Annotated in this window: 10 protein-coding genes; 6 read left to right on the top strand and 4 right to left on the bottom strand. The window is 43.4% G+C overall.

What is annotated here, in order from left to right:
- Positions 1-22 precede the first annotated feature (22 nt).
- Positions 23-1,939 (bottom strand): biosynthetic arginine decarboxylase, encoded by a 1,917-nt coding sequence (gene speA / locus DBZ36_RS00820; protein ID WP_233558066.1) that lies wholly within the window; start codon positions 1,937-1,939, stop codon positions 23-25.
- A 215-nt stretch (positions 1,940-2,154) separates the two neighbouring features.
- Between speA and DBZ36_RS20495 the strand changes: the two genes are divergently transcribed.
- Positions 2,155-2,304: a hypothetical protein gene (locus tag DBZ36_RS20495; protein ID WP_158589003.1), complete on the top strand. Its 150-nt coding sequence runs from the start codon at positions 2,155-2,157 to the stop codon at positions 2,302-2,304.
- 42 nt (positions 2,305-2,346) lie between these two features.
- A complete protein-coding gene (locus DBZ36_RS00815; protein ID WP_120353021.1) occupies positions 2,347-3,039 on the top strand; it encodes a DUF2786 domain-containing protein in 693 nt (230 codons plus the stop codon).
- Here DBZ36_RS00815 and pyk read toward each other — a convergent pair.
- Positions 3,032-4,468 (bottom strand): pyruvate kinase, encoded by a 1,437-nt coding sequence (pyk, locus tag DBZ36_RS00810; protein WP_120353020.1) that lies wholly within the window; start codon positions 4,466-4,468, stop codon positions 3,032-3,034. The two genes, DBZ36_RS00815 and pyk, sit on opposite strands and share 8 nt — an antisense overlap.
- A gap of 139 nt (positions 4,469-4,607) precedes the next feature.
- Here pyk and nadE point away from each other — a divergent pair, with 139 nt between their 5' ends.
- Positions 4,608-5,438, top strand: a complete 831-nt coding sequence (nadE, locus tag DBZ36_RS00805; RefSeq protein ID WP_120353019.1) for an ammonia-dependent NAD(+) synthetase — start codon at positions 4,608-4,610, stop codon at positions 5,436-5,438.
- Between the two features lie 156 nt (positions 5,439-5,594).
- A complete protein-coding gene (locus DBZ36_RS00800; protein ID WP_199711742.1) occupies positions 5,595-6,194 on the top strand; it encodes a trimeric intracellular cation channel family protein in 600 nt (199 codons plus the stop codon).
- A gap of 1,929 nt (positions 6,195-8,123) precedes the next feature.
- Here the strand turns inward: DBZ36_RS00800 and DBZ36_RS00795 are convergent.
- Positions 8,124-9,473 carry an MATE family efflux transporter gene (locus DBZ36_RS00795; RefSeq protein ID WP_158589002.1) on the bottom strand — a complete coding sequence of 450 codons (1,350 nt, stop codon included), beginning with the start codon at positions 9,471-9,473 and terminating at the stop codon, positions 8,124-8,126.
- Between the two features lie 226 nt (positions 9,474-9,699).
- Between DBZ36_RS00795 and DBZ36_RS00790 the strand changes: the two genes are divergently transcribed.
- Together DBZ36_RS00790 and glgX are read left to right on the top strand one after the other, a co-directional pair.
- On the top strand, positions 9,700-10,854 hold the full coding sequence (locus DBZ36_RS00790; protein ID WP_233558065.1) for a 1-acyl-sn-glycerol-3-phosphate acyltransferase: 1,155 nt from the start codon (positions 9,700-9,702) through the stop codon (positions 10,852-10,854).
- Positions 10,855-11,029: 175 nt separating this feature from the next.
- The gene (gene glgX, locus DBZ36_RS00785) at positions 11,030-13,105 is read left to right on the top strand and encodes a glycogen debranching protein GlgX (protein WP_120353016.1); all 2,076 of its coding nucleotides are present in this window, start codon (positions 11,030-11,032) and stop codon (positions 13,103-13,105) included.
- Here glgX and DBZ36_RS00780 read toward each other — a convergent pair.
- The gene (locus tag DBZ36_RS00780) at positions 13,102-15,462 is read right to left on the bottom strand and encodes a DNA polymerase II (RefSeq protein ID WP_120353015.1); all 2,361 of its coding nucleotides are present in this window, start codon (positions 15,460-15,462) and stop codon (positions 13,102-13,104) included. The genes glgX and DBZ36_RS00780 overlap by 4 nt on opposite strands.
- Positions 15,463-15,475 lie beyond the last annotated feature (13 nt).

Here is a 15,475-nt window from a genome sequence, read left to right as displayed (position 1 = left end):
AATATCTGCAAGCTAAACACACCTATTTTTCGTAGTAAGTATAGCCGCTTAAGCTGGCGTTGAAATCGCTCATCATTTGGCGTCGTTGCGCAGCATTGATTAAGCCACTACGGACACCTCGTTCGGCATTACGTCTAAAGTTATCCATGATTTGTTTTGGATAATATTCCACATAACTCAAGACGTCACCAATGGTATCGCCTTCAATTTCGTCAACATAGTCAAAACTTCCGTCTGCGTGAATACGCACACTAACAACGTTAGTATCTCCAAAAAGGTTGTGAAGATCGCCAAGCGTTTCTTGATAGGCGCCGACTAAAAAGGCGCCCAAAAAGTACTCGTCATCACCACTTAAAGGGTGCAAAGGGAGTGTGTTTTGGGTATTGCCATTAACGGCAAACTTATTGATTTTCCCATCACAATCACAGGTTTGATCAGCAATGATAGCGTCGCGAACAGGGGCTTCATTGAGGCGGTGAATTGGCATTATTGGGAAAATTTGATCTATTGCCCACGCATCAGGAAGTGATTGGAATATTGAGATATTGCCGTAGTAAATATCAGCCAGCTGTTCACTTAAGCTTTCAAGCTCTTGTGGAATTCGCTTCACTTGGGGCAATAAAGCTTTAATTCTATTTAAAATAGCAAGATAGAAGTCTTCAGCTTGGGCTAGCGTTCGTAAGTTGACTAGGCCGCGGGCAAATAAGGTCCGAACCTGTTCACGATAGTAGATAGCATCGTTATAGCACTCCTGAACATTTCGTGGCTTCAATGATTTATAAGCCGCTTCTAGACCGACTAGGTTTTCGTCGCATTCTGGGTCTAAAGATTCAGGGATAAACTTCGGTTCAAAACGGTTCACATCCAAAATATTAAATAGAAGTACCGATGAGTAAGCGACAGTAGCACGCCCACTTTCAGAAACAATAACCGGGTGTGCAACATCAGCGGAATCTAGCGTCTCTTTAATCGCTTCGACTATGTCAATGCAGTACTCGTCTAAACTGTAGTTCATACTATGGGTATCGTTGGTTCTAGCCCCTTCATAATCAACAGCTAAACCCCCACCCAAGTCGATATAACCTAAAGGTGCTCCCTCTTGAACAATATCAATGTAGTAGCGACATGCTTCAAGAACGCCAGTACGAATATTTCGAATGTTCGGGATTTGCGAGCCTAGATGGAAGTGCAGAAGCTGCAGACAATCGAGCATATCTGCGCGGCGCAAATCGTCAATAACATCGACTAACTGACTGGTACTTAATCCAAAAATACTGCGGTCGCCACTATCGTCTTTCCAATAGCCATCAACTTTAGAAGACAGCTTTAAACGAACCCCGATTAATGGTCGAATACCCATTTCTTGGCTTCGTTTAATAATGATTGGTAATTCAGCCGGCGTTTCGAGTACGAAAAAACATTGATAACCAAGCTGACGAGCATGCAGACCTAAAGTGATGAACTCTTCGTCTTTGTAGCCATTGCAAATAATACAAGCCTGGGTATCTTCCAAGGTTGATATAGCTATCATCAGTTCAGCTTTACTTCCAGCTTCAAGACCGTGGTGATATTTTTCACCAAAATTGGCGATTTCTTCAATAACGTGGCACTGCTGATTCACTTTGATTGGAAACACACCACGGTAATGATTTTGATATCCAGTTTTATCGATAGCATGGGCAAATGCTTGGTTGAGTTTGCCGATGCGTTCATCAAGTAGATTCTCAATGCGCAATAGCATTGGCATATCCATACCGCGCTCGCGCGAACCCTGCACGATATCCAAAAGCGGAACTTCGACTTTATTGCCGTCAATTGAAAGATTACAATTGACCAAACCATCTTGGTTGACGTCAAAATAACCAGCACTCCATTCACGGACGTTATAAAGTTCCGCTGAACGCTGACTATTCCAGTTCTCGAAGTTGGGTTTATTCAATCTTTCTCTCCAGTTATCGCCAATCAATGCCATGCAAAGATCTAAATTCTAATGCGGCGCGTTTTGTACTTGATTGCCGAATTTGAGTCAAGACAATAGTGTAATTCAAAGTGCCTTATAGTGAACTTTTTTATGGATAATAAATATGCAAAGAAAACTGTTGTTAGAACAAACACCTAGTGAGCCTAGAATGCACGTTGTTTTTGGTTTTAATTATGAGTATCAGCAAAAGCTTGGATGCTAAGCCAGTGTTGGGTAAAATAGACGGTCGTGTAGCGCAAGTCGCTTTAATCGAGACGTTTATTTCAGTTTATGTAGCTGCGATTATCGTGTCGTATTTTATCCCTATATTGTTCGAAAATTAACAGTGAAGCTCTATAGAGTCTAGCTAAAGGTGATTCCCTAAGATGTCTGAAATTCGTCAAAAAGCTTTGCAAAAGATTGCAAAATGTTTGGAGCTAGGGAACTCCGCCAATGTACATGAAGCGGCGCAAGCAATCCGTATGGCGCAAAGCTTGATGCGTAAGCACGGTTTGGATCAAACCGATATTGAACTTATCCAAATGGGTAAAACCTCAACTCAAACCTTACTTCCAAGCGATGTTGGGCAAAATATTTTGCGGATAATTCGCGGGATTAATTCTCGATTTGGCGTTGAAGCCGTTTTAGTTAATCACAAGGGTCTAAAGCGTGCTGAATTTGTCGGCAACGCTGATCGCGCTATTTTTGCGGCTTTTGCTTTTGATATTGTCTATCGAGAAATGAACCAACAAGTGGGGAGTTTTCGTAATAGTTTTGCGGGCAGCGGTACGGATAATTTAACGGTCTCTCGTCGAACAGCCTCATTTACAGCAGGCTGGCTTGAAGGAGCCTTAGAGAAACTACCGGACTTACGCAGTGGTGATCGCAGCTCTCATATGGATGACTACCTTGATGAGATGTTTGAAAAATTAGATAGAGAAACCTTTAAAGCTCAGCTTAAAGCGTCTATGGCGAAGGTCACACCAGATTTTGAAAAAGGCATAAAAAAAGGGCGAAAAATCAGTGTTAGTCGCCCTGTTGAAGGTGCTCGCGCAAAAGCGCAAATTGGTTCTAGCTAACTTTAAGTATTTTGCAGGTATTGGTACTACCGGTTAAGTCCATGCTGTCACCATGAGTCAGAATGACTAAATCCCCACTCGCTAAGTAGCCTTGCTCACGCAGTGTTTCAATGGCTTTGTTCGCTACTTGAATAATGTCGGCATTCACAAAATCAAAGTAAATCGGGTAGACGCCGCGGTATAATGCGCATCGACGCAAGCTATTTTGATGACGCGACAATGCGAAAATAGGTAAGCCAGAACTCAGACGTGATGCAAGTAAAGCACTGTTGCCAGACTCAGTTAAAGAAATAATAGCCTTCATTCCCTGCATGTGGTTCGCAGCAAACATGGTTGCCATGGCCATGGTTTCAGAGATCGTTTCAAAGGTATCATTAATTCGATATTTAGAGACGTTAATACTGCGCTCTTTTTCAGCTCCAACACAAACGTTTGCCATCGCTTCAATGGTTTCTTGTGGGAATTGCCCAACCGCTGTCTCGCCAGAGAGCATCACCGCGTCGGTGCCATCAAGCACTGCATTAGCCACATCCATGACTTCTGCTCGGGTTGGTAGTGGCGCGCTAATCATTGATTCCATCATTTGAGTAGCAGTAATAACGGCGCGGTCATATTTACGAGTAAGGCGGATTAGTTTTTTCTGTACGCCCACCAGCTCAGGGTCGCCAATTTCAACACCCAAGTCACCACGAGCCACCATTACAGCATCACTGGCCAGAATGATATCAATCATAGCGTCGTCAGATGCCACGGTTTCGGCTCGTTCCACTTTTGCGACCAAATGGGTTTTAAGACCGGCTTTTTTGCATAATTTGCGAGCATACTCCATGTCGCGCCCACTTTGTGGGAAAGACACCGCTAAGTAGTCAACGCCAATTTCAGCGGCGGTCATTATGTCGGCTTTGTCTTTTTCTGTAAGAGCCTCGGCGCTAAGCCCACCGCCTTTTTTGTTAATACCTTTATTATTTGATAAAAAGCCAGCGACAGTAACTTCGGTAAGCACTTTGGTGCCCTGCACCTTTAATACTTTGAGTTGAATACGTCCGTCATCGAGTAAAAGCATATCATCTGCAACGACTTCACTAACCAGTTCTTTATAATCTAGGCCGACTGCTTGTTGGGTACCCTCACCTTTTTCTAGGCTAGAATCGAGGGTGAAGTGGTCGCCAATTTTTAGTTCAACTTTGCCATCTTTGAAAGTAGACACTCGGATTTTTGGACCTTGAAGATCACCAAGTATCGCCACACTTAATCCATGCTGTTTAGCTAATCGATGTACCAAACGAGCGCGAGCTTTTTGGTCATCGGCGGTGCCATGGGAGAAGTTAAGACGAACCATATTGACGCCGGCCAGAAGAATTTTTTCGAGCATTTCTGGTGAGTCAGTAGCAGGACCAAGAGTGGCAACAATTTTTGTACGACGTAGCATGCGAGTTCCTTAAACATTAATAGACTTCACTTAGCATAACTGGCTGATGCAATAAGCTACAGCGAAATACACAACAAACATTGATTCCGAAAGGTATGCTTGTGTAAAGTGAATGCAGGTGCAGTATTAAGGATAGACAATGAAACAGCATATTTTGCAAGAAATGCGAGTACAAGCTTCAATTGATCCAGAGTTTGAAGCGCAACGACGCATAGAATTCATTCAAAAGCGTTTGATAGACGCGAACCTAAAAACTTTAGTTTTAGGGATTAGTGGCGGGGTCGACTCCACCACAACCGGGCGTTTAGCTCAGCTTGCTGTTGATGGGCTGAACCAGCGCTTTGACACCAGTGATTATCGGTTTGTGGCCATGCGTTTACCCTATGGTGCGCAAAAAGATGAAGCGGATGCTCAATTAGCGTTGCAATTTATCCAGCCTAGCCACACTGTTAGTACCAATATAAAAGATGGGGCAGACGGCATCCATGCAAGCGTTTTGCAGTCTTTAAGTACTGCCGATATTGGGCCTGGCGAGCAAGCAAGCATTGATTTTGCTAAAGGTAATGTTAAAGCGCGCATGCGTATGATTGCCCAATATGAAATTGCAGGCTTACTTGGAGGTTTGGTGATCGGTACTGACCACTCAGCTGAGAACATAACCGGCTTTTATACCAAGCATGGTGACGGAGCTTGTGATTTAGTTCCTATTTTCGGATTGAGTAAACGTCAAGTACGTCAGCTGGCTCGCTATTTGGGAGCGCCAGAAACCTTAATCGAAAAAGCACCAACTGCCGATCTTGAAGACGACCGTCCCCAACTACCTGATGAGGTAGCGTTAGGGCTAACGTATACGCAAATCGATGATTTTCTTGAAGGTAAAACGGTTAGCCTGGATGTTGAACAAAAACTGATCGCAATTTATCAACGCACTCAGCACAAACGCTTAGCTGCGCCAAGTATTTACGATTAAGCGCAGACGAAGTCATTCAACACGGCAATACTAGTTTGGTATTGCCGCAGTTAAAAGTAGCTGCGCGCTAGTGACAATAGCTTTAATCATCCCCCTAGAAAAATGAAACCTCTAGGTGTATAACCTGCCGCATTAGTTGGACTTTTGGACTTCATATTGATTTATTGGCTGGATCTCTTTGGCACCGCTGTTTTTGCAATTACGGGCGTTTTAGCCGCGAGTCGCTGTCGCATGGATTTGTTTGGTGCGTTGGTGCTCGCTAGTGTGACTGCAATTGGTGGAGGTACTATCCGTGATATGGCTTTAGACGCGGGTATGGTGTTTTGGGTCCAAGATCCCTTGTATTTATGGGTTATCGTACTAACAAGCTTAGCAACGATGCTTTTGCTTGGCAGAGGCTTTGTTGCCAAACAAGGGCTGCTCGCAATCGCAGATGCGATAGGAATGGCTGTATTTATGATAATCGGTGCCAGCAAAGCGCATGCATATGGTGCTCCGATGATAGCTGCCATGGTTATGGGGATCCTCACGGCTTGTGGCGGCGGAATTATCCGTGATGTGCTCGCCCACCAAATGCCTTTAGTGTTGCGTCGTGAAGTTTATGCTACAGCTTGTTTAGCTGGTGGATTAGTCTGGGCATGTGCTTTAGGTTTGAACTTAAACGATAACATTGCAAACCTTTCGGGCATCATAACAGCACTTACAATTCGTCTTATCGCCATAAAATATCATCTTTCTTTACCTCGGTTAGGTTGATTTGCTTAAATAATAGCCAGATAAATCAAACGTTTTTATTCTCATCTCCTCTTCAAGCTATTCCTTTCGAGGCATGTCTGATCAAGCTGTAAGAGATCTCGCACAAATATGTGCGTAATACCGCAAAAGAACTACATCCGTGTTTATATATTTTAAATAAAAACAATGAGTTACTGTTTTGGTGGTGAGGGTTTATCCTTCGTTGAGCTATTTTTTAGTGAAAGCATCTGTTTGGAGCGCTTGTAGATACGTATTATGACTCCATCGACACACGATACGGCGCACAAGGAACAGCGCAGGTAAGGATGCCAAGTGTATTGTTTAGTCAGGTAGTTGCAGGAGTAACTAGGACTTAAAAGGATGTGTCAGGACTTACTGCAGGATGTAGTAACGACAGGATGTCAAAGTAAGGATGCTTTGGAGAACAATTTACAGGACGTAATTGCAGTACCAAGGATACCTCCAGGAAGGAGATGAGCGGTCTCTCAGGATGAAAGACCAAGCTAGGATGGCTAAGGAAAAAAAAGGAATTTAGCGTAGGAAAAGCGACAGGATGTCAGCGAAAGGAATCGAAAAAAATAGCTTACAGGATGGTAAGTTAATAGATGGAAGCCTTTAGGATGAAGCGCATTAATCGCTCGGGACGATCGATTAGCTAGGAAGCATAGGACACCAACGGAGTTTGGCTTAAGGAATTGCGACAGGATGTCAGAGTAAGGATGCGTTGGAGTACGGCTTACAGGATGTAGGAGTAGTACAAGGATACCTCCAGGATGGAGATGAGCGGTCTTTCAGGATGATAGGCCATGCTAGGATGGCTTAGGACACCCAAATGGAATTTGGAAAGGGGAATTGCGACAGGATGTTCAGTCATTAATGGAGTGCATGGAGCACTAACGATTCAAGGACTAAGAATCAATTGACTGCATAAGGGCGACACTTCGGTGTCGCCCTTGCTGATCTTGAGCAAGCAAAATCTTGAAGTCCTCGTTAAATCGATACTAAGTGTTAGATTTAGCATTAGACTTGAGGGTATAAACGGCCTTGTCAGGGTTATCTATTCTATGCTTCATCACCTTCTGCTATGACTAAATTACCGCGCAGTAAACTAAAACCAAAATTGAGCAACTCTGGCTCCAATTAATCGATTCTTTTTCGAGTGGCATAATCGCGACTTATATTGCTAGGTATTAACTTGGTATCTAGTTCTCTATTAATTAAGTTCAACCCTAAGCCACCTGAAATGATTGATAAGAATAGTCATCAGGTTTAGATAAATGACGTGGCTTAAGTACCGTACTTTTTGGTGACTGGCTAACGATAGAAAATAAAACACCGCTCTGAAATGATTGTGCTGCTCGATTATCGTACAGATATTGGAAAACCGGTACACCATTAGGGGATGCTTATTAGTTATTACTCCTTAGCCTTGTAAGAGATCTCGCACAAACCTGTAGGATAGAAGATTATCTAGCTCTGTATAATTAATAAACTTATTCTTTTTAATCAGTGGTTTAGTGCGGTGGGTGGCCTAAGTGAATAAAAAAAAGTGATCTTTTTTCTAGAAGTAGGTTTTATCCGGCTCTGCTAAGCGTATTATGAATGTCGCACGGAGGCAATGAACCACCATTCAGGATGGAAGGTGAGGCAGGAGCCAAAGGACAGTTACAGGATGTAACAAAAGGACACCTCCTAGGAAGGAGACGTGCAACCGGTACGGATAACTGGTTATGCCAATGAAGGCTAAAGGACAGCTCAAAGGATTTGAGAAAAGGATAACTACAGGAAGTAGTAACTAGTCAAAAAGGATTGCAAGGAGCATCAAACGTTCACGGAGCAGAGCGAATTGACTACCAGGGGCGACTCAATAGAGTCGCCCCGACTTTTTCTAAAATATGAAATTATCTAATCTAACAACCGCCTTCAAATCTACCTAATTCTTTGCCACCATGATTGTTGCTTATACAAACTTAGCATCGCTATTAACGCTGCGATACCGGCCAGCAAGTGAGCGCTACTCATACTCAGAAATACCAATTGAATGAATTGCGTCTGTACACTTAAATACACTGCAGGTACCAATAGGGCAAATAGCCGAACAGCGTTGACTAGCATGCCCCAAATTGGTTTTTGCAAGGCGTTCAGCGTTTGCGCCAATATCAAAGCAACGCCAACTAAAGCATAACAAAATGGTACATATTTCAAATAGTAGCCGCTAAGCCATATCACCTGTGGGTCACTGCTTATACCGCTTGCAATCCATGGACCTAATATAAACATGATAAGTGCTAAGCTTAACTGCCAAAGACAGGCTATCGTCACTGATGTACTCATGACCATTTGCGCCCGTTTAATATTACCCGCACCAACATTTTGCCCTATCAGCATTGCGACGACAGAAGAAATAGACATCACCCCAATGAGTAATAAAGCTTCAATTCGACTAGCAAGACCGTAAGCTGCGATGGCGTGGGTGCCTAAGCTTGCCAGTAACGTTAAGATAATAAAATTAGCCAGCGGTGCCATAAGTTGTGACAAGCAAGCCGGAATTGCAAAGGTGAGTAGTTTTCTCCAGTCTGAAAGAGTGCTTTTAGACAAAAACGTACTCGACTTCACTAACAGCGTTCGTCGCTTAAGTATGAATAAGCATGCGATTAAACAAATTGACCAACTTAAGGCTGAAGCGATGGCTGCTCCAGCAACTCCCCATTGCGGGAAAGGTCCAAGGCCAAAAATAAATAGTGGATCTAACAGACCGTTTAGTATTCCAGATGTAAGCATTATGATGCTTGGAGTTTTGGTGTCTCCACTAGCGCGCAGCGCGGCGCTAGCAACCATGAGCATTACGAGTAAGGGAATGCTGAGGTAAAATATCCGCATGTAAGATTCAATAAAGGGCAGTACTTTTAGCTCAGCCCCCATGCTAAAAAACAAGCGTTGAATGTTGGCAAAGCCTAAGCTTGATATCAACACCATGACCAGTAAGGCCAAATATAAGCTATTACGGGTAAAGCGTGCGGCAAATTTGGGATCTGAGGCCCCTAGAGCTTGTCCAACCACCACCACTACAGCGGTACTAAGACCCATGGCTATACTCGTCAGGGCAAAGGTAACCGGAAAGGTAAAAGAGATCCCTGCTAGCGCTTCAGTGCCCAGCATTGCGATGAATAGCGTGTCGACCAAATTGAAAAAAATAATGCTTAAAATTCCAAGCATGACCGGTAGCGTTTTTCGAATAATCAATGGCGCAAGTGGTGCTGAGAGTAGTTCTGCTTGCACGAAAGTCCGTTTCACAGCGAAGTATGACAACATTTTACGCATTGTGAGGCGGAAATTCACCTAATGTTTCTTTTGCGAGGCTTCTTGCGTGGCTATTAAAAATTAACGGGATACAATAGCTAGGTATGGTAGATAAATAGTCTGATGATCATAGAGTACTGCAATTTTATTGTTAAAAAATGCGCAACAAGGTAAGGTGCGCCTGCATTGTTAAGTGGAGTTTGGATTGAGCCGTAGTATGAGTTCCTTTGAAGATATTCGTCCTTATCGTGATGACGAAGTTAAAGTTGTCTTAAGCAAATTGCTTCAAGAGGATGAGCTTGTTTCCATGTTATTGAAATTTCGCTTTCCAAAATCGGCACTTTGGCAGCGTAAACTCATGAAGGCGCCTATCCGTTTATGGCTTCGTTATAAAATCAGAAACCTAAATAGCGTATTTGATTTTCAGTGCTTAGTTGAACGCTACATGCAGCGCATGATTAAAACTACGACCGATGGTCTTAGCAGTAGCGGTCTTTCGAAACTAGATCTAAGCAAACCCCACCTATTTATCAGTAATCATCGAGATATCGCTTTAGATCCCGCGTTTGTAAATTATATCTTGCATATTAATGGCCAAGATACGCTGCAAATTGCTATTGGTGATAACTTACTCAGTAAAACTTGGATCGCTGATATCATGCGTTTAAATCGGTGTTTCATCGTTAAGCGTGGTGCTGATTCTAAACGAGAAAAATTGGCTAACTCGAAGCAATTGTCTGCGTATATTGCCAATACTTTGGGTGAACAAGGCGATTCGGTTTGGATTGCCCAACGTGAAGGACGTGCTAAAGATGGTATCGATCGCACAAATTCAGCGTTGATCTCAATGTTGGGTATTAATCGTGACCGTGAAAGTGATTTTAGTAGTTATATCCATAGTTTAAATATTGTTCCAGTGTCTATTTCTTACGAGTTCGATCCTTGTGATGTAGCCAAAGCCCAAGAAATGGTTGCTCTGCGAGAAACGGGTAGCTATGCCAAAGAGCAAGATGAAGATATTCACAGCATTAAAACTGGGATTGTCGGCCGTAAAGGTAAGGTTCATTTGCATTTTGGAGAAGTGCTTCGCGGCAGCTATGACAATGCTAAACAAGTGGCTGAAGCAATTGACGAACAGGTTATTCATAACTATCGTTTGATGGATAGCAATTGGTTAGCTTTATCTCACTTAGATACTCAAGCGAAGTCTGAACAACCAGAGTTAAGTCGTGAAAAATTGAGTGAAAGCTACTTTAAAAGCATTTGTCAGGATTTGCCGAATTCGGTACGTGACCAATTGCTGCAAATGTATGCGAACCCAATTTTGCAATCTCAACGCCAATCCGGTACTAGTCTTTAGTTAAACCTAAAGGTATGGTTATTGAGCGCACCGAACAATCAACCGCTTAATGCTTAAGACGCTATAAATCCAACTATTTAGTGTAAGTTTAGGCTAAACTAGCAAACGCAATCGATATTGGTTTCGCATTACATAATAAAACCAAGTCAGCAGCGGGATACTATAAGAGCCAAACATGCTAATAATTAAACAGGGAAAGTCCTTTCCACTTGGGGCTACAAAACTATCAGACGGTGTTAACTTTTGCTTGTACAGTAAAGGTGCTACCGCTGTTCAATTACTTCTATTTGATGATATTGAGGCGAAACAGCCTTATCAAGTCATCGATCTCGATCCTCAGGTAAATCGTACCGATTTCTACTGGCATCTAAAAGTTGAAAACTTGGAAGCCGGAGCTTTATATGGCTATCGCGTCGACGGACCATGGATGCCTGAGCGTGGCCTACGTTTCGATAAAAGCAAAGTCTTGCTCGATCCTTATGCAAAAGTTGTCCATTTTCCAAGTAATTATCGCCGTACATATGCCGCTCGCCACGGTCGTGACAATGTCGACCAATGTATAAAAGCTGCAGTGGTCGATCACAGTGGCTTCGATTGGCAAGGTACGAAGCCTATCAATCGAAAGTTAAGCGATACCATTATTTATGAAATGCATGTGGCGGGATTTACTAGCCATGAATCATCGGGAGTGAGCGCAGATAAGCGCGGGACTTATGCCGGTGTCATCGAAAAAATACCTTATCTTAAAGAATTAGGGGTCACTGCTGTTGAATTAATGCCTGTGCAGCAGTTTGATGTTCAAGACGCCCCCAATGCAAAACTCAATTATTGGGGCTACAGCCCTATCGGATTCTGCGCGCCACATGCAGCATATAGCTCCGATAAAAGCGTGACCGGAGTGTTCGACGAGTTTCGTTTAATGGTGCGTGAACTGCACAAAGCGGGTATCGAAGTGATTCTGGATGTGGTGTTTAATCATACCGCAGAAGGTGGCCACGATGGGCCTGTATTGTCGATGAAAGGCCTACAAAACGATACCTATTACATGCTTGAGAATGAGCAGCGTTGGTATAGTAACTATTCTGGCTGCGGCAATACCTGTAATACCAATCATTCTGTAATGCGCCGTTTAATCCGGGATTCATTAAAATTCTGGGTTAGCGAAATGCACATCGATGGTTTTAGATTTGACCTAGCCTCAGTCTTTTCGCGCGACTCACAAGGGCATGTCATGAAAGAGCCGCCTTTGTTGTGGTCTATCGATAGCGATCCTCACTTGGCTGGTACAAAAATTATTGCTGAAGCTTGGGATGCAGCGGGTCTTTATCAAGTCGGTGAGTTTGTGGGTGACCGCTGGAATGAGTGGAATGGTAAGTTTCGCGACGATGTACGCGCATTTTTTCGGGGCGATGAAGGTTTTGTCGGACGATTTGCTGATCGATTACTAGGCAGTCCAGATATTTATTATAAGGACAACCATGCCCCGCAGCGCTCAATTAATTTTGTGACTGCACACGATGGTTTCACCTTGAACGATTTAGTTTCGTACAGCGAGAAGCACAATCAACACAATGGCGAAAATAATCGTGATGGTGATAACCATAATATTAGCGCCAACTATGGTGTCGAAGGTCCTACCTTAGATCCGCGAATTACCAAATTACGCGAACAGCAAATGAAAAATATGCTGGTAACCATGATGGTCAGCCTAGGTACACCAATGATCACCATGGGTGACGAAGTGAAGCGAACCCAGGGTGGCAATAACAATGCGTATTGTCAGAACAACGAGATATCGTGGTTTGACTGGGGTTTAGTGAATAAGAACCAAGAACTTTTACGTTTTGTTCAAGAGCTGATTAAGTTTCGTCGTTACGATGATGTACTGGAAGAGAAAATCCATTCCACGCTGTCAGAAGTTATTCATGATTCTAATTTTGAGTGGCATGGAGTGCGTAGAGGAAATCCGGATTGGTCTGACTCAAGTCGTACTATTGCGATGACAATGCGCGATCCGCTCTCATCTGACCAAATGTATATGGTGTTTAACGCGTTTTGGGAAGATTTAGAGTTCGAAATACCGCATATTGATGGGCATTGGTTTGAATTGATTAATACGGCTGCCGCTTCTCCCAACGACATCCACAATTTCTCTAATGCACCGTTGGTGGATAGCGAAACCATTGAAGTTGCTGCTCGCTCAGTTGTTGTGCTGGTGGCAAACCCAATGATAGAAAAGCGATTGCGTTAAAATAATCCCAATTGCTGATCAGTTAAAGCGCCAAAGTCGAGGTCGACAAAAGGCAAAATAGCATCAGCAATGGGTTTAAGTTGTTTGTCGAGATAGTGCTGATAATCAATGGCACTATCTTGATATTCAATCGCTTGCGGTCCGTCCATTGTCATAATGTATCGAATCGAACCTCGATTTTGATAGCGCAAACGCTTGCCTAGGGCTTGGTTCTTTTCGTCCGCACCACGAGCGGCGCGAACTTGCGGTGGAATATTCTTTTGATACAAATCCAACTTACGGCGCAAGCGCTTTTTATAGATGAGTAATTCATCGCATTGACCCTCTAGTAGATTTGCAACGCTCGATAGTACGAATTCAGTGGTATCAGTTCCTGCAAATACACGTTCTAATAAACCGCGTTGAAATTGCTTTGCGAGTTGGGTCCAATCTGAACGTACAGTCTCCAGTCCTTTGATAATTATTTCATCGTTTTGATCTAGTCCCGCATAACGCTTTTTGCTACCCAATTCCGAATGGCGAATGGTGGGCATTAAAAACTGTTTAAAATGGGTTTCAAATTCTATCTCGAGATGGCTTTCTAAGTCGAAATGCTCGCGTAAATAATTGTCCCAAAGCTGATTGATGTTTTGAGCTAGTTCACGGCCTATCGCTTGAGCATCATGGTCGCCTTCCACGGTTTTAAGCCATACGAATGTCGAGTCAGTATCGCCATAGATGACTTGATAATGCTCGTTTTCTTCAATCCAGCTTGCCGTTTGCTTCATTAGCCAATGCCCGCGCATGGTAATGGAACTGGCTAATCGAGGGTCGTGAAAACGACATCCCGTGGAACCCAATACACCGTAAAAGGAATTCATTAAAATTTTGATGGCTTGTGAGCGTGGTGCATCCTTATTGCGCTTGGCTTCATCACGCTGCTGCCAAAGGGTGTCGATGATGTTAGGTAAGTAATGGTGATCGCGACTGAAAAGACCACCACGGTATCCTTCAATGGCTGTCTCGGGACTCTTTAAGCCTTCGAGTAAACCCACTGGGTCTATTTTAAAAGTGCGGATAATAGACGGATAGAGGCTCTTAAAGTCTAAGACCAACACATGCTGATACAAGCCAGGGCGTGAACTCATAACATAGCCGCCTGGGCTGTCGGCCACAAAATCTCGGTTTAGATTTGGTGCTACATAGCCGGCACGATGCAGACGAGGTAAGTACAAATTACTAAAGGCAGCGACACTGCCTCCGCTACGATCTAATGCAAGCCCAGTGAGTTGACTACGCAAACACAGAAAGTCGACAATTTGTGTATGTTTAAAAATGTCTAGAACTAAGCGGCAATCTTCAAGATTATAGGCTGCAAGCTTCGCTTTCTGATAGCGAAAATTATGTTCAATTTCGAACAAACGATTTTCAACATCCTCGGCTATTTTTCCTCGGCCAAGTAACTGTTGTGATACAAAGTCTAGGCTAAAACTCTCGAAGCTATAACTGGCCGTCTTTAGCGCATCGATACCATCGACGATTACCCGTCCGGCAATATTTACAAAACCTTGTTGTGAATTCTGTGCTTCTCTCCAATTGATGGGGCTTTGGTTGCGCCCAAGTTTGAGTTTTAGCTGGTAGATTTCTGCACGTTTAAGCAATAATTTAAAATCGAATCCAACCACATTCCACCCAATAATAAGATCGGGATCAAGTCGGTTTATCCAGTCATTGAGTGCGAGAAGCAGTTGTTCTTCATTGTCGAGCCAATGCACTGGCGTGTCACAAACTTGCGCGGCACCGATCATTAAAACAATGCTTTGGGTGTCACTGTACAAACCGATGGAAAACAATTCACCATGGCGAGAGCATTCGACGTCGAGTGACAATAGGCTTAGTTTTGCTTGATAGTCGCAAGCTTTGAGCTTGGCTTGGTGTATTTCGATAAAGCCTTGGCGCTGTTGTGCTTGGCCCGAGAACTCAACACCAGCATTAGCGAATCGTTCCATCAAATACCGGTCGACATGACGAACATCGCCTTCAAAATAGGTGATTTCGGCCTGTTTAAGGAGTTTTTGACTGTCGTAAAGTTGGGCGCTACTTTCAAAATATAGGCCGGCAATTGACTGGTGCTCAAAGTCTTTGAGTTCGAGTTCAGTGGCGTGATAATCAATGTGGTGTTTGGCTAAAACTAACTGGATTTGGGTTAGTTGATCGCTATGGACAAACAAGACACAACGTTGGTCGCTGATGTTGAGTTTTACGGGCCCATTATCAGTACTTAACCAGTAACTTAGCTGCAGTTTCCGTGAGGACTCAAAACTATGCCGCGTCAGTAGGAAGCCTTGTCCGAGGTAGTTTTGAGTTGTGTTTTGCATGAGGTGTAAGCCA

The sequence above is a fragment of the Alginatibacterium sediminis genome (assembly GCF_003610775.1).
In the GTDB taxonomy this organism is placed as follows: Bacteria; Pseudomonadota; Gammaproteobacteria; order Enterobacterales; family Celerinatantimonadaceae; genus Alginatibacterium; species Alginatibacterium sediminis.
This window is presented reverse-complemented; position numbering and strand designations above follow the sequence as displayed.